At 61.3% G+C, this 21,087-nt stretch carries 21 protein-coding genes and 1 riboswitch; of the genes, 11 read left to right on the forward strand and 10 right to left on the reverse strand.

The genetic code is table 11. The annotated features are described in order from the left end of the window. Positions 1–53: 53 nt before the first annotated feature. The 4 genes from JMN22_RS16190 to rpoE form a co-directional block, all read right to left on the reverse strand. Positions 54–1,484, reverse strand: coding sequence for a DegQ family serine endoprotease (locus JMN22_RS16190; RefSeq protein WP_030141216.1), 1,431 nt, complete (start codon positions 1,482–1,484; stop codon positions 54–56). A 230-nt stretch (positions 1,485–1,714) separates the two neighbouring features. Continuing rightward, complete coding sequence (locus JMN22_RS16195) at positions 1,715–2,662, reverse strand: MucB/RseB C-terminal domain-containing protein (RefSeq protein ID WP_198797138.1); 948 nt, start codon at positions 2,660–2,662, stop codon at positions 1,715–1,717. Between the two features lie 8 nt (positions 2,663–2,670). Next, positions 2,671–3,258: a sigma-E factor negative regulatory protein gene (locus tag JMN22_RS16200; protein WP_198797137.1), complete on the reverse strand. Its 588-nt coding sequence runs from the start codon at positions 3,256–3,258 to the stop codon at positions 2,671–2,673. Between the two features lie 30 nt (positions 3,259–3,288). Beyond that, positions 3,289–3,870, reverse strand: coding sequence for an RNA polymerase sigma factor RpoE (gene rpoE, locus JMN22_RS16205; protein ID WP_003172477.1), 582 nt, complete (start codon positions 3,868–3,870; stop codon positions 3,289–3,291). A gap of 557 nt (positions 3,871–4,427) precedes the next feature. Between rpoE and nadB the strand changes: the two genes are divergently transcribed. Further along, a complete protein-coding gene (gene nadB, locus JMN22_RS16210; RefSeq protein ID WP_030138293.1) occupies positions 4,428–6,044 on the forward strand; it encodes an L-aspartate oxidase in 1,617 nt (538 codons plus the stop codon). Here the strand turns inward: nadB and JMN22_RS16215 are convergent. Next, positions 6,013–6,465 carry a protein YgfX gene (locus JMN22_RS16215; RefSeq protein WP_198797136.1) on the reverse strand — a complete coding sequence of 151 codons (453 nt, stop codon included), beginning with the start codon at positions 6,463–6,465 and terminating at the stop codon, positions 6,013–6,015. The genes nadB and JMN22_RS16215 overlap by 32 nt on opposite strands. After that, positions 6,449–6,703 carry an FAD assembly factor SdhE gene (locus tag JMN22_RS16220; protein WP_003184348.1) on the reverse strand — a complete coding sequence of 85 codons (255 nt, stop codon included), beginning with the start codon at positions 6,701–6,703 and terminating at the stop codon, positions 6,449–6,451. Before JMN22_RS16220 ends, JMN22_RS16215 begins: the two co-directional genes overlap by 17 nt. A 149-nt stretch (positions 6,704–6,852) precedes the next feature. Here JMN22_RS16220 and ygfZ point away from each other — a divergent pair, with 149 nt between their 5' ends. Continuing rightward, positions 6,853–7,794, forward strand: coding sequence for a CAF17-like 4Fe-4S cluster assembly/insertion protein YgfZ (gene ygfZ, locus JMN22_RS16225; protein WP_198797135.1), 942 nt, complete (start codon positions 6,853–6,855; stop codon positions 7,792–7,794). 36 nt (positions 7,795–7,830) lie between these two features. Then, positions 7,831–8,652, forward strand: a complete 822-nt coding sequence (locus JMN22_RS16230) for an HDOD domain-containing protein (protein ID WP_198797134.1) — start codon at positions 7,831–7,833, stop codon at positions 8,650–8,652. Between the two features lie 62 nt (positions 8,653–8,714). Here JMN22_RS16230 and JMN22_RS16235 read toward each other — a convergent pair whose 3' ends face one another. Beyond that, on the reverse strand, positions 8,715–10,106 hold the full coding sequence (locus tag JMN22_RS16235) for a sensor histidine kinase (RefSeq protein ID WP_030138297.1): 1,392 nt from the start codon (positions 10,104–10,106) through the stop codon (positions 8,715–8,717). Next, positions 10,099–10,770 carry a response regulator gene (locus JMN22_RS16240; RefSeq protein ID WP_030138298.1) on the reverse strand — a complete coding sequence of 224 codons (672 nt, stop codon included), beginning with the start codon at positions 10,768–10,770 and terminating at the stop codon, positions 10,099–10,101. Before JMN22_RS16240 ends, JMN22_RS16235 begins: the two co-directional genes overlap by 8 nt. 454 nt (positions 10,771–11,224) lie before the next feature. Between JMN22_RS16240 and JMN22_RS16245 the strand changes: the two genes are divergently transcribed. Genes JMN22_RS16245 through JMN22_RS16260 form a run of 4 tightly spaced genes read left to right on the forward strand, consistent with a single transcriptional unit; the run spans position 11,225 to position 15,286 of the window. Next, positions 11,225–12,217: a Bug family tripartite tricarboxylate transporter substrate binding protein gene (locus JMN22_RS16245; protein WP_198797133.1), complete on the forward strand. Its 993-nt coding sequence runs from the start codon at positions 11,225–11,227 to the stop codon at positions 12,215–12,217. A gap of 55 nt (positions 12,218–12,272) precedes the next feature. Continuing rightward, positions 12,273–12,734, forward strand: coding sequence for a tripartite tricarboxylate transporter TctB family protein (locus tag JMN22_RS16250; protein ID WP_039593305.1), 462 nt, complete (start codon positions 12,273–12,275; stop codon positions 12,732–12,734). Between the two features lies 1 nt (position 12,735). Further along, positions 12,736–14,250 carry a tripartite tricarboxylate transporter permease gene (locus JMN22_RS16255; RefSeq protein WP_198797132.1) on the forward strand — a complete coding sequence of 505 codons (1,515 nt, stop codon included), beginning with the start codon at positions 12,736–12,738 and terminating at the stop codon, positions 14,248–14,250. Further along, positions 14,243–15,286: an AbrB family transcriptional regulator gene (locus JMN22_RS16260; protein ID WP_198797131.1), complete on the forward strand. Its 1,044-nt coding sequence runs from the start codon at positions 14,243–14,245 to the stop codon at positions 15,284–15,286. Before JMN22_RS16255 ends, JMN22_RS16260 begins: the two co-directional genes overlap by 8 nt. A 128-nt stretch (positions 15,287–15,414) precedes the next feature. On the opposite strand, the gene ung is transcribed toward JMN22_RS16260, so the two are convergent. After that, entirely contained in the window at positions 15,415–16,107 is a 693-nt protein-coding gene (ung, locus tag JMN22_RS16265; RefSeq protein ID WP_198797130.1) for a uracil-DNA glycosylase, read from the reverse strand. Between the two features lie 131 nt (positions 16,108–16,238). On the opposite strand from ung, the gene JMN22_RS16270 reads away from it, so the two are divergent. Next, complete coding sequence (locus tag JMN22_RS16270) at positions 16,239–17,351, forward strand: enoyl-CoA hydratase/isomerase family protein (RefSeq protein ID WP_198797129.1); 1,113 nt, start codon at positions 16,239–16,241, stop codon at positions 17,349–17,351. 170 nt (positions 17,352–17,521) lie between these two features. On the opposite strand, the gene JMN22_RS16275 is transcribed toward JMN22_RS16270, so the two are convergent. Next, the gene (locus JMN22_RS16275; protein ID WP_198797128.1) at positions 17,522–17,926 is read right to left on the reverse strand and encodes a hypothetical protein; all 405 of its coding nucleotides are present in this window, start codon (positions 17,924–17,926) and stop codon (positions 17,522–17,524) included. Between the two features lie 304 nt (positions 17,927–18,230). Further along, a riboswitch (guanidine-I (ykkC/yxkD leader) is annotated at positions 18,231–18,332 on the forward strand. Between the two features lie 60 nt (positions 18,333–18,392). Between JMN22_RS16275 and JMN22_RS16280 the strand changes: the two genes are divergently transcribed. The 3 genes from JMN22_RS16280 to JMN22_RS16290 are packed head-to-tail and all read left to right on the forward strand — an operon-like array spanning position 18,393 to position 21,076. Beyond that, complete coding sequence (locus JMN22_RS16280) at positions 18,393–19,460, forward strand: putative urea ABC transporter substrate-binding protein (protein WP_198797127.1); 1,068 nt, start codon at positions 18,393–18,395, stop codon at positions 19,458–19,460. A gap of 15 nt (positions 19,461–19,475) precedes the next feature. Then, on the forward strand, positions 19,476–20,291 hold the full coding sequence (locus JMN22_RS16285) for an ABC transporter permease (protein WP_030138307.1): 816 nt from the start codon (positions 19,476–19,478) through the stop codon (positions 20,289–20,291). Then, positions 20,288–21,076: an ABC transporter ATP-binding protein gene (locus JMN22_RS16290; RefSeq protein WP_198797126.1), complete on the forward strand. Its 789-nt coding sequence runs from the start codon at positions 20,288–20,290 to the stop codon at positions 21,074–21,076. Before JMN22_RS16285 ends, JMN22_RS16290 begins: the two co-directional genes overlap by 4 nt. Positions 21,077–21,087 lie beyond the last annotated feature (11 nt).

The raw sequence follows: 21,087 nt of genomic DNA on the forward strand, positions 1-21,087 counted from the left end.
ATCAGACATAAAAAAAACCGCCTCGATTCGAGGCGGTTTTTTTTCAGCTCGGCTTATTCGGCCAGCTTGAAGGTGATGAAGCTTGCACGCCCCTGACGCAGGACACGCATCGACACCGAGCGGTTCTTCGGCAGCGCCTTGGCGATGTCGGTGAACTCCTTGGCGGAGCCGATGGCCTGGTTGTTCAGGTGCGTAATGATGTCGCCTGGTTGCAGGCCAATCAGGGCAGCAGGACCGTCCTGCACTTCCTTGATCACCACACCACCTTGCAACTCCAGGGTGCGCTTCTGCTCTTCAGTCAGCTCGACCACCGCCACACCGAGGCGATTGCTGCTGCGCTCGACGCCGGACTTGGGCTGCGATTCGAGTTCTTTACCCTCTTCCGGGATCGCGCCGACAGTCAGCTCGACATTCTTGCGCTTTCCTTCGCGGATCACTTCCAGGTTGGCCTTGGCGCCAGCCTTGAGCGCGCCCACCAGATGTGGCAAGTCGGCGGACATGATGATTGGCTGGCCATTGAGGCTGAGGATCACGTCACCCACCTGCAAGCCACCCTTGGCGGCCGGGCCACCTTCTTGAATTTGCGCAACCAACGCACCGGCGGGTTTCTCCAGCCCGAACGACTCAGCCAGATCCTTGTTCACTTCCTGGATGACCACGCCCAGCCAACCCCGGCTGACCTTGCCCTCGCTTTTCAGTTGGTTGGATACATCCATCGCGACATCGATCGGAATGGCGAACGAAACGCCCATGAAACCGCCCGAACGGGTATAGATCTGAGAGTTGATGCCCACCACTTCACCGTTGAGGTTGAACAACGGGCCACCGGAATTGCCCGGGTTGATCGGCACGTCGGTCTGGATGAAAGGCACATAGTTTTCGTTCGGCAGGCTACGCCCGATAGCACTGACAATCCCTTGGGTCACAGTGTGGTCGAAACCGAACGGCGAACCGATGGCGACGACCCACTGGCCAGCCTTCAGATCCTGGGATTTGCCCAGCTTGAGCACCGGCAGGTCCTTGCCGTCGATTTTCAGAAGCGCCACATCGGAGCGCGGGTCGGTGCCGATCAGCTTGGCCTTCAGCTCGCTGCGATCGGCCAGGCGCACCAGGATCTCATCGGCATCGGCGATCACATGGTTGTTGGTCAGGATGTAGCCGTCAGGCGAAATGATGAAGCCCGATCCAAGGGACTGGGCTTCACGCTGGCGACCGCCGCCCGGCGAACGCGGTTGCTGCGGCATCCCACGCTCGAAGAACTCGCGCAGCATCGGCGGCAGGCCTTCCAGGTCTGGCATCTGCTGGTCCGAGACACGGCGATCCGGCAGCTTCTGTGTGGTACTGATGTTCACGACAGCGGGCGAAGCCTGTTCGACCAGTTGTGTGAAGTCCGGTAATTCCACTGCCACGGCAGGAACGGCCTGACCGAGGACCAGCACGGTGGCAAATATGGAAAGATAGGTTTTCAAGCGTGGTATCGACATACGGCTCCCGTTACGACGAGCATGGTTAAGCGATATGGAGCAAGGACTACCGGAGAACGATACGCCGGTATTATTGTTCCGCAAACAGACAAGGCCAGAGCCGAGCGGCTCTGACCTAATAGAAAAAAATTGGTTTTTTTGCAAATGAAAATGCTGACAGGAAGTTTCGGCATTTCGATCCGCCTTGGCGTCATCGGCCTCTTGCGCAATCGAGCCACCTGAGCACTGTGCTATTGGGCTGCCGCGACATCGGAGCGCATGGACAGCGCGATCCGTTCCGCCGTGCCAATGGGAATCTCACCTACCACCGTGACCATCATCTCGCCTTGGGGCGTGGTGAGCCGACGAGAAACAGCAGCCGTCGGACCCAGTTGGGTACGAGTGTCGGTTGCGGTGGCGCCATTCAGCGGTTCCAGGAACACCGAGAAACGAGCGAGCCCGTCGTCGTACATGAGGCTGTTGACCTGGATCTTGGTATCCGGATCATTGCGTGCCACGCTGCTTGTAAGTTCAAAACCAGGCGGAAGCCAGTCTGAATGCCAGGTAGTCTTCACGGCGGTAGCTTTATTGGAATCCTGAACGACAGCCTTGCACTCGGCACTGGCCTGCAGGTCACCTTCCGAAGGCTCGGAGGTGCTCAGTCGAGTGAACTGAAAGCGTTCCAGCAATTGGCCCTTGTCATTGAGCAACAGGGACTTGAGCGGTAAACCGGTCTCTTTGTCCAGATGCAGCTCGAAGCCATAGCGATGCTGGTCTTTGGGGGTCAGGGCGACAATGACAGCCTGACGCCCGGCCACGCGCGACTTGCCAATGACGGCAAGGTCGTACCAATTCTTGAGTTTTTGCGGATCGAGCGCACGTGCAGTGCCATCAGGCGTGTTTCCCAGCCCGGCGATCAAGGTGCCGCTGACGCATTGAGTATGTCCATCAATGCGCATGACCTCCTGTGCCGAACCGTCGAGCTGGAGCAACCGCTCGCGGACTTTGCCATCCTGGACGCGATGCCAAATGTTATGGGTAGAAAAACTACCGTTACGCTCGTAAACGAAAGTGCCCTGGAAGCTCTGCTGTTGCTCGGCCTGACTCAGACGATTGAGCCAGTCCTGAGCTTCACCGGCATAGGCTGGAGCCACACACCAGCCACCGAGCAGAAGCGAAACGAGAGGTATGGCGCGCATGGTCCTCCTTAACGGTTTTCCAGACTGGCCGCACGAGCATATGGCAGAGCGCTTTCAGTACCTTTCAACGCAGCTTGCTGGGCATGCTGGCGCAGATAGTTGGGCAGACGCTGATCGTGCCAACCTGGCTGTCCTTGCAGAACCCCGTTAGTCATGGGACCTGCGGCTTCAGAACTTTCGCTGTAGCCGGCCAGAACCGCAGGACCTTTGACCTGTGGCGTCGCCAGGCTTGGCTGGTTGGACTGCTGCGCCATTTGTACGCCAGCGATCTCATCCTGATTGTACAGACGCATACCCGCCAGCACAGCAACGGTGACCGAAGCGGCAACAGCCAGTCGGCCCAGGCTGCGCCATGGTCCGCGGGAGGCTTTCGCCGGTACGGCTTCATCCGCCAGTGCAGCAGAAACCGCCGCAGCGATGTCCAGACGCGGAAGCAGCAGATCCTTGTGCATGACAGCCCGGGCGATCTGGTAACGAGCCCAGGTCTCACGGGTTTCAACATCGTCAAAGGCATTCAATACCCGACGCAATTCCAATTCGTCCGCTTCGTTATCCATCACTGCGGACAGCGATTCCTGCAGGGCTTCACGACTCATGGCGTTCCTCTCTTGGCTGTCGCCGCTGTCTCAGTTTTCCTGCAACAACGGTTGCAGGGCTTTATCGATGGCCTCCCGAGCGCGGAAGATCCGGGAGCGCACGGTACCCACCGGACACTGCATGACGCTCGCAATGTCCTCGTAACTCAGACCGTCGAATTCACGTAAAGTTAAAGCCGTACGCAAATCTTCAGGCAGTTGCTGGATGGTTCGATGGACGGTGCCTTCAATCTCATCCCGCAGCAATGCACGTTCAGGTGACTCGAGGTCCTTGAGGCCATGATCGCCATCGTAGAACTCGGCATCCTCGGAACTCACATCGCTATCCGGCGGCCGGCGGCCGCGTGAAACCAGATAGTTTTTCGCCGTGTTAATGGCGATGCGGTAAAGCCACGTGTAAAACGCGCTATCCCCGCGAAAATTTCCAAGTGCGCGGTAGGCCTTGATGAAGGCTTCCTGGGCAACATCCTGGGCTTCATGGGTGTCGTGCACGAAACGCACGATCAACCCGAGAATTTTGTGCTGGTATTTCAGCACTAGCAGATCGAAAGCTCGCTTGTCGCCGCGCTGAACGCGTTCGACCAGCTGCTGATCCTCTTCCTGGGTTAGCATGAACACTCCTCGATGAGCTCGAAGGAGGCTTGCATTACCAATTGACCGGGCTTGCAAACATAGACTCGGGCTTTTCGCAAAAGTTCTCCCCCTTCAAAGCAAGTTTCCGGCGCGCTCTGATCCGGCACGCACGAAAAACGCAGCACGAGATTCCCCGGCCGCGCGAATAATCTGTCGCCGGGCCTGTCGGACGAGGATTCAGATGAATCCCTGCACCAACCCGACGCTGTTCCCTTCTGCAGACAACCGTCTATTGAACGTATGCGCTTGGCAAAAGTTCCCACTATTTATCGCTCTTCAACGCGAAGATTTGGCGACCATGACGAGATAAACAGCGTTCTGTCCTCGAAAAGGCCGCGTTGTCGCACATTCATCGAAACCTTGACCCGACGAAGCGCATCGCTTTCCTGTCACCCTGGTTTCACATTGCCATGAACGCCCGGCTATTGTGCCGATCCCCCCCTCTATATACTAGTGGGCTGCGTGGCTGCCTGACCCGTCGAAGCGGTGTCTGGCGCTAACCCCGACCCGGGTCGCTTCAAGCGGAAACCATTCGAATGAGCCAACAGTTCCAACATGATGTTCTGGTAATCGGCAGCGGCGCCGCCGGGTTGAGCCTGGCCTTGACCCTGCCTGCACATTTGCGCATCGCCGTGCTGAGCAAGGGAGACCTGGCCAACGGTTCGACGTTCTGGGCCCAGGGCGGCGTGGCGGCCGTGCTGGATGACGCCGATACCGTCCAATCCCACGTCGATGACACACTTAACGCGGGCGGCGGGCTGTGCAATCAGGAAGCGGTGCGCTTCACCGTCGAGCACAGCAAGGAAGCCATCCAGTGGCTCATCGACCAAGGCGTGCCATTCACTCGCGATGAACAGTCCGGCACCGAAGATGGCGGCTTCGAGTTCCACCTGACCCGCGAGGGCGGGCACAGCCATCGGCGAATCATCCATGCCGCCGATGCAACCGGCGCGGCCATTTTCAAGACGCTGTTGGCCCAGGCCCGGCAGCGCTCCAACATCGAATTGCTGGAGCAACGGGTCGCGATCGACCTGATTACCGAGAAGCGCCTGGGCCTGGAGGGGGATCGCTGCCTGGGCGCCTATGTGCTCAACCGCGGCACGGGAGAAGTCGACACCTACGGTGCGCGCTTCGTTATCCTGGCCTCCGGTGGCGCGGCAAAAGTCTATCTCTATACCAGCAACCCCGACGGAGCCTGTGGTGACGGCATTGCCATGGCCTGGCGCTCGGGCTGCCGGGTGGCGAACCTGGAATTCAACCAATTCCACCCTACCTGCCTGTATCACCCGCAGGCCAAGAGCTTCCTGGTGACCGAAGCCCTGCGTGGCGAAGGTGCTCATCTGAAGCTCCCCAACGGGGAACGCTTCATGCAGCGCTTCGATCCTCGCGCCGAATTGGCACCCCGGGACATCGTCGCGCGGGCCATCGACCATGAAATGAAGCGCCTGGGCATCGACTGTGTCTATCTGGACATCAGCCATAAACCCGAGGCGTTCATCAAGAGCCATTTCCCGACGGTCTACGAGCGCTGCCTGGAATTCTCCATCGACATCACCAAGCAGCCGATCCCGGTGGTACCGGCAGCGCACTATACCTGTGGCGGGGTGATGGTTGACCAGCATGGCCGCACGGACGTGCCTGGCCTGTATGCCATCGGCGAAACCAGCTTCACCGGACTGCACGGCGCCAACCGCATGGCCAGCAACTCGCTGCTGGAATGTTTCGTCTATGCCCGCTCGGCGGCGGCTGACATTCTCGAGCAATTACCCCAGATCGCCATCCCGGTCGCCCTGCCCTCGTGGGACGCCAGCCAGGTCACCGACTCGGACGAAGACGTGATCATCGCGCACAACTGGGACGAACTGCGGCGCTTCATGTGGGACTACGTCGGCATCGTACGCACCAACAAGCGCCTGCAACGGGCGCAGCACCGGGTGCGCCTGCTGCTCGACGAGATCGATGAGTTCTACAGCAACTATAAAGTCAGCCGCGACCTGATTGAACTGCGCAACCTGGCGCAGGTGGCCGAACTGATGATTCGCTCGGCCATGGAGCGCAAGGAAAGCCGAGGCCTGCATTACACGCTTGATTATCCGAACCTGCTGCCCGAGGCGCTGGATACTATCCTGGTGCCGCCCACCTACGCCGGCTGAACCGCAGCCGTACCCGCAGGCGCCGGTGGACATCCGGCGCCAGCGCGTCGCGGGGCACGCACAACGAGCGGATCCGCCACTCGCCCTTAAGGCGGAAGCGCAGCACCACGATCATCGGTAATGCGAGGCTGTCAGGTCGCAACTGCACCGGCTGCCAGCCGCCATCGACGCGCCAGAGCTGCCAACCATCGGCATCGCGACGCAAGCCACGGAAGGCCTGTCGATGGGTCAGCAGCAAATGTCGCGGCAACACCCAGGCGCCATGGCCCAGGCACAGCATGACGCCAACGGCTGCGAAGCCGGACGGGACAGCCAGGAGCAGCAACGAGCCCAGGGCGAACGCCTGGGCCACGAGGTACGCCGCCAGCAATTGCCCGGAGGCCTGCCAGCGGCATTCGAAGCGATTACTTGGGTTGGACACGATCCAGAATCATCCGGACCATGCGTTGCAGTTCCGGGTCTTCCGATTCACTGCGCTCCATGAACCAGCCGAACATGTCCTGATCCTCGCACTCGAGCAGACGGACGTAGCAGGCACGATCGACCTCGTTAAGATGGGGGTAGACCTCTTTCACGAACGGCACCAGCAGCACGTCAAGCTCAAGCATGCCGCGGCGGCTATGCCAGTAGAGGCGATTCAGTTCAACATCTTCGACCATGGAGCGCTCCTCAAATAGAGCGCAAGTATACAGGCCCCGCCGTGGCGTGACAGACGGCTTTGGTCGGGCGCCGTCAATCCTTTGTGAACTACCCATTTCATGGGCGCCCCCTTATGATGTCTACCAGACTTTTTACCCTGCGATGACCCATGGCTGATTCCGCATTTTTCTGCACCCTGTCCCACGAAGGCGTACTCGCGGTCCGCGGCGTGGATGCCGGCAAATTCCTGCAAGGCCAATTGACCTGCAACCTCAACTACCTCAGCGACAGCCAGGCCAGCCTGGGCGCCCGTTGCACCCAGAAAGGCCGGATGCAATCGAGCTTTCGTATCGTCCTCGAAGGCGACGGCATACTGATGGCCATGGCCACGAAGCTTCTGGAGCCGCAACTGGCGGACCTGAAGAAATACGCGGTGTTCTCCAAATCCAAACTCACCGATGAAAGCCCGGCATGGGTTCGCTTCGGATTGGAAAACGCGGACACCGTGCTGAGCGGGCTGGGCCTCGACCTGCCGGCCGAAACCGACAGTGTGGTTCGCCAGCCATCGCTGATCGCTATTCGCGTCTCCCCCGGCCGCGCTGAACTCTGGGTTCGCGCCGAACAGGCCGATACGCTGCTGACGCAGCTGCGCGAGCAACTGCCCGAAGGCGACTTGAACCGCTGGCTGCTGGGTCAGGTCCGCGCGGGAATCGGCCAGGTCATGGCGGCCACGCGCGAGTTGTTCATTCCGCAGATGCTCAACCTGCAAGCCGTAGGCGGCGTGAGCTTCAAGAAAGGTTGCTACACCGGCCAGGAAATCGTCGCGCGCATGCAGTACCTCGGCAAACTCAAGCGTCGCCTGTATCGCCTGGAACTGGACGCCGCTGAATTGCCGGAGCCTGGCACCCCGCTGTTTTCCCCTACGCATGGCAGCTCGATCGGCGAGGTCGTCATTGCCGCCCGTGCCGAGCGAAACATTGAACTGCTGGCAGTATTGCAGGCCGAAGCGGCAGAAGATGGCAATTTGCACCTCGGTGCTTTGGAAGGACCCGCGCTACAATTGCTGGACTTGCCTTACGAACTGGACCGCGACCGCGAAATCCAGCGTTGATCGCAACATTTTGTCGCAACACCCTAGAGAACCGAAATGAGCGATTTGGCGGATAAGGTCCAGCGGGATTTGGTGGCGGCCATCGATAATGATGACCTGGTCTTGCCAACATTACCGGAAGTGGCCATGCAGATTCGCCGGGCCGCCGAAGACCCGGAAATCAGCGTCAGCAACCTGAGCAAAGTGATTGGCCGTGACACCGCCCTCTCGGCGCGCCTGATAAAAGTCGTCAACAGCCCGTTGCTGCGCGCCACGCAGGAAGTGACGGACCTGCACACGGCAATCACTCGGCTGGGCGTCAACTACAGCAGCAACCTGGCGATTGGCCTGGTCATGGAGCAGATTTTCCATGCCCGCTCCGAGGTCGTGGAACAGAAAATGCGCGAAGTCTGGCGCAAGAGCCTGGAAATAGCGGGTGTCAGCTACGCCCTCTGCCGCAGCTACACGCATCTCAAGCCTGATCAGGCGGCCTTGGGCGGATTGGTCCATCAGATCGGCGTCCTGCCGATCCTGACGTATGCCGAAGACAATAATGAATTGCTGTCGGACCCCATCAGCCTCAACCACGTCATCGAGACGATTCACCCGGTGCTGGGCGACAAGCTGCTCAGTGTCTGGGAATTTCCGGAAAGGTTGGTGAAGCTGCCGGGGTTGTACCTGGATTTCACCCGAGACTCCAAACAACTCGATTATGTCGACCTGGTGCAAGTCGCCGCGCTGTATTGCTACAAGGACACCGACCACCCGCTGAGCCGGATCGACGCGGTTGGAGTGCCGGCAATCAAGAAGCTGGGCATCGACCTCGACGATAAGGATCGGTGCGCGGACATTGAAGAAGCACGGACGATGTTTTACTGAACAGCCCGGACATCGAACCTGAACCTGGCATCAGTCCCGTGGCGACAGCATTCAGCGCAGGCTTATTCTGAGCCAGGGATGAAACTCACCCGTACCTTCAGCCCACCGTCCTGACCGTCGTGAAGGCTGATCTGCGCCAGATGCGCACGGCAGATTTCCCCGACGATCGCCAGCCCCAGGCCCGAGCCGGCCACTTGCTGGTTTCGCCGGTAGAAGCGCTGGAACACTCGTTCCCGTTCAGTCTCAGGAATACCGGGACCGTCATCCTCGACTTCCAGCACCGCCGGCGCGACGACCCGCAGGATGACGTTGCCACCCGACGGTGTATGGGCCAGCGCGTTATCCACCAGATTGCTCAACAGCTCGTTCAATAAGGTCGGCTCGCCCCGCAACCAGACCGGCTCGTCGGCCTCCAGGGCCAACGCGACACCACGGGCATGTGCCAGCGGGGCCATGGCCATGCCCAGCTCACGGGCCAATTGGCTCAGGTCGAGCAATTGCGCACCGCCCTCGGCAATCGCCCGGGCGCCGTTTTCCACTCGCGCCAGTGACAGCAACTGGTTCGCCAGATGGGTCAAGCGGTCGGTGCCCTGGGCCGCGGTTTCCAGGGTTTCACGCCAGGTCGCCGGTTCGCTGGCACGCAAGCCCAGCTCCAGGCGTGCCTTGAGGGCGGCCAGTGGCGTGCGCAGTTCATGGGCGGCATCGGCAATGAATTGCGCCTGCCGCTCGAATTGGCCACGCAGGCGCTCGGTGAAATGGTTGAGCGCCCGGACAAGGGGCCACAACTCATGCTGGACCTCCACCAACGGAAGCGGCCGCAAGTCGTCTGGCTGACGCTCTTCCACCGCCGTACGCAGGCGCTCCAGCGGACGCAACGCGGCGCTGACCGCGAACCACACCAGCAATAATGCACCGACGGCCAGCATGCCCAGCCGCAATAGCGTGTCGGCCATCAGGCCCCGGGCCATGCTGATCCGTGCTTCTTCGGTTTCCGCCACGCGGATCTCCGCCATGCCGTTCATTTCCGGCTCGCTCACGGCCTTCAGCAGGCTGACCACGCGCACGTCCTGGCCCTGGTAACGCGCGTTGTAGAAACGTGCCAATGCAGGATAATCGTCAGTGCGCGGCGTGCCGGGCGGCGGACCCGGGAGATTTTCGTAACCGGAAATCAGCTGTTGGTGGATGTCGTTGACCTGGTAGTAGATACGTCCGGCGCTGTCATAGGCGAAGGTGTCCAAGGCCACGTAAGGCACGTCCGCGCTGAGCGTACCGTCTCGCTGCGAAAGACCGGCGGCGATGGTCCGGGCCGAGGCCAGCAGCGTCCGGTCATAGGCGGTATCGGCGGCTTCGCGACCATTCCAGTAGGCGCTCAGGCCACTGGCGAGCATCAGCACCACCAGCAGCGATGCCAGGTTGCGCAGCAGCCGCCAGCGCAGGCTGTCGGGCTTATGCATCACGGGTTTCCAACAGGTAGCCCAGCCCCCGGAATGTCACGATCGCCACGGCGTGGCCGTCAAGTTTCTTGCGCAAGCGATGCACATAGATCTCGATGGCGTCGGGGCTCGCCTCTTCGTCCAGGCCGAAGACCTGGGCTGCCAATTGCTCCTTGCTCATCACCCGCCCGGGCCGGGCAATCAGAGCCTCCAGGACAGCCTGCTCGCGAGAGGTCAACGTCATCAACTCATCGTCGAGGGTAAAGCGGCGGGTGTCCAGGTCGTAGACCAATCCTCCGCAGCGCTGCTGGCGCTCGCCACCCAACACGCTACGGCGCAGCAATGCCTTGACCCGGGCTTCCAGTTCGGTGAGTTCGAACGGCTTGGCCAGGTAATCATCGGCCCCGAGATTCAGCCCATGGACGCGGTCCTTGACGTCGCTGCGAGCGGTCAGCATCAGGACCGGCGTGGTCTTGCCCCGGGCCCGCAGGCGCGCCAGCACCTCGAAACCGTCCATGCGCGGCAGCCCGACATCGAGGACCACCACAGCGTATTCCTCGCTGCCCAACGCCAGGTCGGCGGCCACGCCGTCATGCAGCACGTCCACGGTCAAACCGGTGCTCTTGAGGGCTTGGGCGACACTTTCGGCGAGCTGCAGATGATCTTCGACGAGCAGAACACGCATGGTTTTTCCTCGATTCAAGGTATGGCCGACGCCATTCTTTGGCGCGGAGTTTACAGCCGCATCCGCAACTGTGAAGCCAAAAAGCATCCTGAAAGCTATTGAAAGGTTAGCGAAAGGTTGGCCGGCTAGAGTCCTGAAACGAACAGTTACGACTGTGGATCGCGTAACAGATCGCGAACGAAAAACGCCTCGAAGCGTTTTCGCCGAATAAAAACAATAAAGCGGAGTCACCACCATGCTGTCCCTACAGCTTCAGGCTTCAATGCCCGTCCGTCTTTCCAGCCTCAACCAGACTACCCTTTCCTGTGCCGTTGCCCGCGCCGATGTTCATCGACGTCAGGATGCATCTGCGCAGCGCGATCTTCCGCACCCGTGAATACCGGTGCCGGCCAACCTCGCCCGGCCTCGGCCCTATTTTTTGCAACAAACAACAACAACTCCTGTGGAGACAAAAATGAACCTATCACTGCGTAAAGTAGCCCTGGCCGTCGGATGCCTCGTGTTCGCGGGGCCGTTGCTCGCCGCTGACGCCTCCAAAGAACCCAAGCGCCCGGAATGCATCGCACCCGCCGCTCCGGGTGGCGGTTTCGACCTGACCTGCAAATTGGCACAAAGCGCACTGGTCAACGAAAAACTGCTGACCAAGCCGATGCGTGTGACCTACATGCCCGGCGGTGTCGGCGCGGTGGCCTACAACGCGGTGGTGGCCCAGCGTCCGGCCGACGCCGGCACGCTGGTGGCCTGGTCCAGCGGTTCGTTGTTGAACCTGGCGCAAGGCAAGTTCGGCCGTTTTGATGAAACCAACGTGCGCTGGCTCGCTGCAGTCGGCACCAGCTACGGTGCCATCGCCGTAAAAAGCGATTCGCCCTACAAGAATCTCGACGATTTGGTACAGGCCCTGAAGAAAGACCCGGGCTCGGTGGTCATCGGTTCCGGCGGCACCGTCGGTAGCCAGGACTGGATGCAGACCGCATTGATCGCCAAGGCTGCCGGTATCGACCCGCGCAAACTGCGCTACGTGGCCCTTGAAGGCGGCGGCGAAATCGCCACCGCGCTGCTTGGCGGTCATATCCAAGTGGGCAGTACCGACATCTCCGACTCCATGCCACACATCCTGAGTGGCGACATGCGTCTGTTGGCCGTGTTCTCCGACAAACGCCTGGACGAGCCGGAAATGAAAGACATTCCGACCGCCGTGGAACAGGGCTACGACATCCGCTGGCCGGTGGTACGTGGCTTCTACCTCGGCCCGAAAGTCACCGATGAAGAATACGCCTGGTGGAAAAACGCCTTCGACAAACTGCTGGCCTCCGAAGAGTTCGCCAAGCTGCGCGATCAGCGCGAACTGTTCCCGTTCGCCATGACCGGCCCGGAGCTGGACGCCTACGTGAAGAAACAAGTGGCCGACTACAAGATGCTGGCCAAAGAGTTCGGCCTGATCCAGTAATCGCCTCTGTTCTCGCGGCGGCGCTGGCACAGCCGGCGCCGCCCAGGAGTTAGTCATGTTCGTCATCCAACGTATTGTTGCCGCAGTGCTGTTGCTGGCCTGTATCGGCCTGGCGCTGATGGCTTGGCCTTATCAGGCAGCCTTTTCCTATGAACCCGTCGGCCCGCGTGCCTTTCCCCTGCTGATACTCGGGCTGATGGGGCTGGCGCTGCTGTACATGCTGTTTCGCCCCACGCCGGTCGTACACAGTGAAGACGACCCGCAACTGGACCGTGAAACCCTGCAGAAAATCGGCATCTGCGTGTTGTTGCTGTTGGTCTTCGCCGGGACCTTCGAACCCCTGGGCTTCATCCTCGCCAGCATTGTCACTGGTGTGCCGATGGCGCGCCTGTATGGCGGCCGCTGGGTACCGAGCGTGGTGATCATCAGCCTGATGGCCATTGGTCTTTATCTGTTGTTCGACAAGCTGATGGACGTGCCGCTGCCCCTGGGCCTGCTCGACGTCCTGGAGAATTGATATGGATACCCTGAATTATCTCGGCCAGGGTTTTGGCGTTGCACTGACCCCGTACAACCTCGTCACCGCGTTGAGTGGCACGCTGATCGGCACTGTCGTTGGCCTGCTGCCGGGCCTGGGCCCGATCAACGGCGTGGCGCTGCTGATCCCGATTGCCTTTGCCCTGGGCCTGCCGCCGGAGTCGGCGTTGATCCTGTTGGCGGCCGTTTACCTGGGCTGTGAATACGGCGGGCGTATCAGTTCGATCCTGCTCAACATCCCGGGCGAAGCGTCCACTGTAATGACCACGCTCGACGGCTATCCAATGGCTCGCCAAGGCCTGGCCGGGGTTGCGTTGTCACTGTCGGCGTGGAGTTCGTTCCTCGGCGCGCTCATTGCCACCTGCGGCATGGTGCTGTTTGCGCCCTTGCTGGCGAAATGGGCCATTGCCTTCGGACCGGCGGAATATTTCGTATTGATGGTGTTCGCCATCGTCTGCCTGGGCGGCATGGCCGGCGATCGCCCGCTGAAGACGTTCATCGCGGCATTGATCGGCCTGTTCCTGTCCTGCGTCGGCATTGATGCCAACAGCGGCGTCTACCGTTTCACCGGTGACAACATCCATTTGACCGATGGTATCCAGTTCGTCGTGCTGGTGCTGGGCCTGTTCTCCATCAGCGAGATCCTGTTGCTGCTGGAAAAAACCCACCGCGGCCAGGAAGCGGTGAAAGCCACCGGACGGATGATGTTCAACGTCAAGGAAGCGGCCTCGGTGTTCTGGGTGAACATGCGCTGCGGCGTGCTCGGCTTCATCATGGGCGTCTTGCCAGGTGCCGGTGCGACCTTGGCCAGTGCCGTGGCCTACATGACTGAAAAACGCATGGCCGGTGCCACCGGCACGTTCGGCCAGGGCGACAAGCGCGGCCTCGCGGCGCCGGAAACCGCCATCGGCGGCGCAGCCTGCGGCGCACTCGTGCCGATGCTGACCCTCGGCGTTCCCGGCTCGGGCACCACGGCGGTGATGATCGGCGCGCTGTCACTGTACAACATCACACCCGGCCCGCTGCTGTTCCAACAACAACCGGACATCGTCTGGGGCCTGATCGCCTCGTTGTTCATTGCCAACGTCATGCTGGTGATCCTAAACATCCCGATGATCCGCGTCTTCACCCGCATCCTGGCTGTGCCGAACTGGGCGCTGGTGCCGGTGATCGCAATCATCACCGGGATCGGCGTCTATGCGGTGCATGCCACCACGTTCGACCTGTTCCTGATGATCGGCATCGGGATCTTCGGCTACATCCTGCGCAAGTTGGAATTCCCGCTCTCGCCAGTGCTGCTGGGTTTCATCCTTGGCGGCCTGATGGAACAGAACCTGCGTCGTGCGTTGTCGATCTCCAACGGTGCGCTGGAAATCCTCTGGTCCAGCCCGATCACCTTCGGTTGCTGGGTCCTGACGGCGATCATGTTGTTCCTGCCCCTGCTGCGAATCTGGCGTCGTCGCAGCGCCCAGCGTCGTGCCCTGGCCAATGTCTGAGGCAACAACCTTCAGACAATGGTGGGGAACACCGCTGGTCGGTCTGGCCGGCGGTTATCTGGCCAGCCTGATCGGCTGGCCCTTGCCCTGGATGGTCGGCTCGCTGTTGGCGATCATCCTGGTGCGCTGCCTCACACCGTGGCAATTGATGGAAATTCCCGGCGGCCGCAAATGCGGCCAATGGGTGGTGGGCATCGGCATCGGTTTGCACTTTACGCCAGTGGTGATGGAACAAGTCCTGAGCCACTTCGGCCTGATTTTCTTCGGCGCGCTGATCACCAGCGCGTCCAGCGTGGTGAGTGTCTGGCTGATGCGCCGCACCGGCGAAGACCGCGCCACCGCTTTCTTCTCCAGCATGCCGGGCGGCTCCGGCGAAATGGTCAACCTCGGCGCCCGCAACGGTGCGATGCTCAGCCATGTTGCCGCGGGCCAGAGCCTGCGGGTCCTGGTGGTGGTGCTGTGCGTGCCGGCCGCGTTCAAGTACTTGTTGGGCGATGGAACCCCGGTACAACACGCCACTACGGTGGACTGGTCGTGGCTGGCGATCCTGTTCCCGGCAGGCGCCCTGCTCGCCTGGATCTGGGAACGCTTGCGCCAACCCAACCCATGGCTGTTCGGTCCCCTGCTGGTCAGCGCGGCGGTGAGCATTGGCTGGGATCTGCACATCGGCCTGCCCCACGGCGCCAGCCAGGTCGGCCAGTGGTTGATCGGCAGCGGATTGGGCTGCCATTTCAACCGGCAGTTCTTCCGTCGGGCACCGTCGTTCATGGGGCGCACGCTGGTTGGCACGGTATTGACGATGCTGATCGCAACGCTTGCGGCCCTGGGCCTGAGCACCTTGACCCAACTGGACTTGCGTTCGCTGACACTGGGCATGATGCCCGGTGGCATCGCGGAAATGAGCCTGACGGCGGAAACGCTGCAATTGTCGGTTCCGTTGGTCACGGCGTTGCAGGTGATGCGGCTGTTATTCGTGCTGTTTCTGGCGGAGCCGTTGTTCAGGTATTGGATGCGCAGGCCGGGTTCGGACTTGTAGACCGAGTTGCCCCCTTCGCGAGCAAGCCCGCTCCCACAGAGAACTCGCGGCGTACAAAAATCGGGCGGCCACTGAAGATCCAATGTGGGAGCGAGCTTGCTCGCGAAGGGGCCAACCCGATTAGCGCATCAAACCGGCGGCAACCGCCATTCGATCGGCTTCTCGCCATGTTGCTCGAGGAACTTGTTGGTCCGGCTGAAATGCCCGCAGCCGATGAATCCCCGATGGGCCGACAGCGGTGACGGATGCACCGAAGTCAGCACCAGATGCTTGGTCGCATCGATCAGCTTCTGCTTGCTCTGGGCATGGGCGCCCCACAACAGGAACACCAGGTGACGCTGGTGTTCGCTGACCACCTCGATAACCCTGTCGGTAAAGTGCTGCCAACCTTTCTTGGCGTGGGCGTTGGCATTGGCGCGCTCCACGGTCAGGGTCGTGTTGAGCAGCAACACACCTTGGTCGGCCCAGCTTTGCAGGTAGCCGTGGTTGGGAATGTCGATGTTCAGGTCGCGCTTCAGTTCCTTGTAGATATTCACCAGCGAAGGCGGTGTCGGCACGCCCGGCTGCACCGAAAAGCATAAGCCATGTGCCTGGCCTGGACCGTGGTATGGATCCTGGCCAAGGATCACGACCTTGACCTTGTCCAGCGGCGTGGAATTGAGCGCGTTGAAAATCAACGGCGCGGGCGGATAGATCTCCTTGCCGGCCGCGTATTCACTGCGCAGGAACTCGCGCAACTCTGCCATGTAGGGCTGGTCGAATTCGGCACGCAGTGCCTGCTTCCAGCTCGGTTCGAGTTTGATACGGTCGTCAGCGGTCATGGGCACACCCGTTAAAAACAATGGGCGCACCCTAGGAAAGCCTACAGGGCTTGTCAATTGATCTGACGCTGATCCGGCACTTTCCCCCACAGCAGTCATACTGATCATTCAAATTTCTGATCGAGGTCACGATGAATCTGCACTTCGAAGAACTTACGGGTATCAATGGTGCGCGGCTCGGCATCGCCACCCTGGATGCGGAAAAATCCCTGAATGCCCTGACGCTGCCGATGATCAATGCCCTGCAGGATCGCCTGGATGCCTGGGCCAGGGAGCCGCAGGTCGTCTGTGTCCTGCTGCGCGGCAACGGCGCCAAGGCGTTCTGTGCCGGTGGTGAAGTGCGCAGCCTGGTGGAGGCTTGCCGGGCTCATCCCGGTGAGGTGCCACCGCTGGCCGCGCAATTCTTCGCGGCGGAGTACCGCCTGGATTTCAACCTGCACACCTACCCCAAGCCGCTGCTGTGCTGGGGCCACGGCTATGTGCTGGGCGGCGGCATGGGTTTGCTGCAAGGCGCAAGCACGCGGATCGTCACGCCGAGCAGTCGCCTGGCAATGCCGGAGATCAGCATCGGCCTGTATCCGGATGTCGGCGCCAGTTGGTTCCTGTCGCGCCTGCCGGGCAAGCTCGGGCTGTTCCTCGGCCTGACCGGCGCCCACATGAATGCCCGCGACGCCATCGACCTTGGCCTGGCCGACCGTTTCCTGCTCGATGGTCAACAGGACGATTTGATCGAGGGCCTGCTGCAGCTTAACTGGCAGGAGCAGACCGAGATGCAGCTCAACAGCCTGCTCAAGGCCTTGCAGCAAGAAGCCCTCCCCCAACTGCCCGAAGCCCAATGGCTGCCCCGCCGGGAGAAGATCGACGAATGGCTGGATGTCAGCGATGTGCGCTGCGCCTGGAAAGCCCTGAGCTTGCTGGTGGACCATCCCGATCCGCTGATCGCCCGGGCAGCCAAGACCATGGCCGAAGGCTCACCGCTGACGGCGCACCTGGTCTGGGAGCAAATCGCCCGAGCGCGGCATTTGTCCTTGGCCGGTGTGTTCCGCATGGAATACACCCTGAGCCTCAACTGCTGCCGCCATCCGGAGTTCAGCGAAGGCGTGCGGGCACGGTTGATCGACAAGGACCACAAGCCTCGTTGGCACTGGCCGGACATCAATCATGTGCCCGAAGCGGCAGTGGAGGCGCATTTCCACAAGGTGTGGGAGGGGCGGCATCCGTTGGCGGATTTGTCCAATGAATAGCCGAGCTAGAAGATTCCTGTGGGAGCGAGCTTGCTCGCGATAGAGGCATGCCAGACACATCGATATTGGCTGACCCGACGCCATCGCGAGCAAGCTCGCTCCCACAGGGCGGGTTTATGCCAGGCACAAAAAAGCGGCGCTCAATGCGCCGCTTTTTTGTTGCCCTGGGATCAGCGGTGGTTGCCCCGTCCATCGCGACCACCATGTCCGCGAGCACGATCGCCGTGTCCCCAATGATCTCGCCCGCCTCGACCGCCCCGGTCGTCGTTCCAACCACCCCGGTCACGGCCACCCCAGCCGCCACGATCCGGATAAGACCGGTATGCACGCGGTGGCGAGTAATAACGTGGGCCTTGCTGGTAATAACGCGGTGCCGAGTAATAGCGTGGCGCCGGTTGGTAATACCGCGGTGCGTAATAGCCACGCGGTGCCGAATAATATCCTCCGCTGTAATAGGCCGGCCCTGGCGAGGTGTAGACCTCTGAACGGTAATAGCTCGAGTCTCCGTCGTAGTAAGGCACGCATGCCGAAAGAGTCAGACCAAGAAACGCAATGAGGAGCAGTCGTCGATACATGGCGGCCTCCTGGACCGCGAATGGGCCGCATCAGCGACGCTGATGGGCGGCAGTCAACGTTGTGTGACTGACGAATATTCAGACAGCAAAATCGGAATCTGGTGCGACATGGCAACAACTGGAAACATGTCACTCGTCGCCCTCTTCCGGTGCGCCATGGCACCACAAGCAAGCACAAATCCGCCCTCAATCATCCCTCTCCGACGCTCGCCCGCTCTGGCATGGGCCTTTGCCTGAATTGGCACGGCTCTCGCTTTAACAATCCCCGTGCAGGAGTCATCACAGGTTCGCGGCACCACAATTTGCAATGGCTGACTAGGGTTCCGGCTCGCCTCTGGCGAGTGGCTGGTCCGAGAGTTGGCGACCTCCAGTTGAGGTTACACGGCGGGACAAAAGCCCGGGAGACAAGCCACCGTTCGCGGTGCCGCGTTGCTCCTGTCCGCCCTTGATCAACTGGAGAACCACCATGTTCAAGCTTCGTCTGTCCGCCCTGCTCCTCGCCGCTCTCTCGGCCCTCATGAGCTTCTCGTCCGCCGCAGCGCAAAAAGATCACTTCAGCGTGTGCTGGACCATTTACGCCGGCTGGATGCCCTGGGAATACGCCGGCAGCCAAGGCATCGTCGACAAATGGGCGAAAAAATACGGCATCACCATCGATGTCGTGCAGCTCAACGATTACGTCGAATCCATCAACCAGTACACCGCCGGTCAGTTCGACGGCTGCACCATGACCAACATGGACGCCCTGACCATTCCCGCCGCCGGTGGCGTGGACAGCACAGCGCTGATCGTCAGTGATTTCTCCAACGGCAACGACGGCATCGTCCTCAAGGGCGACGGCAAGAAAGTCGCCGACCTCAAGGGCATGGACGTCAATCTGGTGGAGCTGTCGGTGTCTCATTACCTGCTGGCCCGCGCGCTGGATTCGGTCGGCCTCGCCGAGAAAGACCTGAAAGTCGTCAACACCTCCGATGCCGACATTTCCGCCGCCTTCAACACCGACCAGGTCAAGGCCGTCACCACCTGGAACCCGATGCTCTCGGACATCAAGGCGCAGCCAGGCGTGAGCGAAGTGTTCAACTCCAGCCAGGTGCCTGGCGAGATCATGGACATGATGGTGGTCAACACCCAGACCCTCCAGGACAACCCCGCCCTGGGCAAGGCCTTGACCGGCGCCTGGTTCGAAGTGGTGGCGCTGATGAACGCCAGGAATGCCGCCGCCAACGCTGCGCTGGAACACATGGCCAAGGCCTCGGGTACCGACCTCAAGGGTTTCCAGGCGCAACTGGACACCACCAAGCTGTTCGCCACGCCCCAGGAAGTGCTGGGCTTCGCCACCAGCGATCAACTGCCCGCCACCATGGGCAAGGTGGCCGAGTTCTCGTTCAAGCACGGCTTGCTGGGCGAAGGCGCCAAGGACACGAACGCGGTCGGCATGGCATTCGCCAATGGCGTGACCCGCGGCGACAAGGCCAACCTCAAGCTGCGCTTCGACCCCACCTACGTACAGCTGGCCGCCGACGCCAAGCTGTAGACCGGAGGACCTGGCATGCGCCTGATCAACCGCTACCCGGATCGCCCCAGCCGCTTGCTGCTGGTCATCCTGCCATTCGCGCTGGTGCTGTTCGCCTATTTCATGGGCTCGGCCGAACGACTGACAGAAAACCCCAACGACAAGCTGCTGCCCAGTGCCGGGCAGATGATCGATGCAGTGAAACGCCTGGCCTTCACCGCCGATGCCCGCAGTGGCGACTACCTGCTCTGGCAAGACACCGCGTCGAGCCTACGCCGGTTGGCCATTGGCCTGGGCATCAGCGCCCTGGCCGGGCTGTGCCTGGGCATCGCCGCCGGCACGCTACCGCTGTTCGGCGCGCCGTTGTCGCCGTTGCTTACCGTGGTCTCGATGGTGCCGCCCCTGGCGATCCTGCCGATCCTGTTCATCGTCTTCGGCTTGGGGGAACTGTCGAAAGTGATGCTCATCGTGATCGGCATCACGCCGTGCCTGGCGCGGGATCTGGAACAGCGCGCCCGGGAGATCCCGTCCGAACTGCTGATCAAGGCCCAGACCCTCGGCGCCTCGACCTGGACGCTGATGCTGCGCGTGGTGCTGCCGCAACTGCTGCCACGCTTGCTGATCTCGCTGAGATTGATGCTGGGTTCGGCCTGGCTGTTCCTGATTGCCGCCGAAGCCATCGCCTCCACCGATGGGCTCGGGTATCGGATTTTCCTCGTGCGTCGTTACCTGGCGATGGACGTGATCCTGCCGTACGTGGTGTGGATCACGCTGCTCGCCTGGCTGATGGACTGGGGGCTCAAGCGCCTGACCCTTCGAGCGTTCCCTTGGTACGAGGGGGCGAGAGCATGAGCTTCATCACGGTAAACAACGTCTGGCAGCAATACGACGATCAGGTCGTGCTGGAACGCTTGAACCTGAACGTCGCCGAGGGTGAGTTCTGCACACTGGTGGGCGCGTCGGGTTGCGGCAAGTCGACCTTCTTGCGCTTGTTGCTCGGCCAGGAGCGCGCCAGTCGCGGACAAATCCTGCTGGATGGCGAACCCTTGGCCGGCGAACCAGACGCCAGCCGGGGCGTGGTGTTCCAGCGCTATTCGGTGTTCCCACACCTCACGGTGCTGGACAACGTCGCCCTGGGCCTGGAGTTGCCGCGTTCGCCGTTGCTGGGCCGTCTGTTCGGCAGCGCCAAGCGCCAGGCTCGCGAAGAGGCTGCGCAACTGTTGGACAAGGTCGGCCTCGGCCACGCGTTGGACAAATACCCGGCGCAGCTTTCCGGCGGCATGCAGCAGCGATTGGCGATTGCCCAGGCGCTGATCATGAAGCCCCGAGTCCTGCTGCTGGATGAGCCCTTCGGCGCCCTCGACCCGGGTATCCGCAAAGACATGCATGCCTTGTTGCTGGCGCTGTGGCGCGAGACCCAACTGACGGTGTTCATGGTCACCCATGACCTGTCCGAAGGCTTCAGCCTCGGCACGCGCCTGCTGGTGTTCGACAAGGTCCGCGTCGATCCCCACGCACCTGGCGCCTACGGTGCACGCATCACCTACGACATTCCATTGAACAGCGACCGCCGCACCGCCCGTGCCGCCGTCGACGCCCTGCCCGCCGAATTGGCCGGCACGTTGCGTATCGCTTGAAAGGAGTTTTT

Origin of the sequence: Pseudomonas sp. HB05 (assembly GCF_016756915.1) — a bacterium.
In the GTDB taxonomy this organism is placed as follows: domain Bacteria; phylum Pseudomonadota; class Gammaproteobacteria; order Pseudomonadales; family Pseudomonadaceae; genus Aquipseudomonas; species Aquipseudomonas alvandae.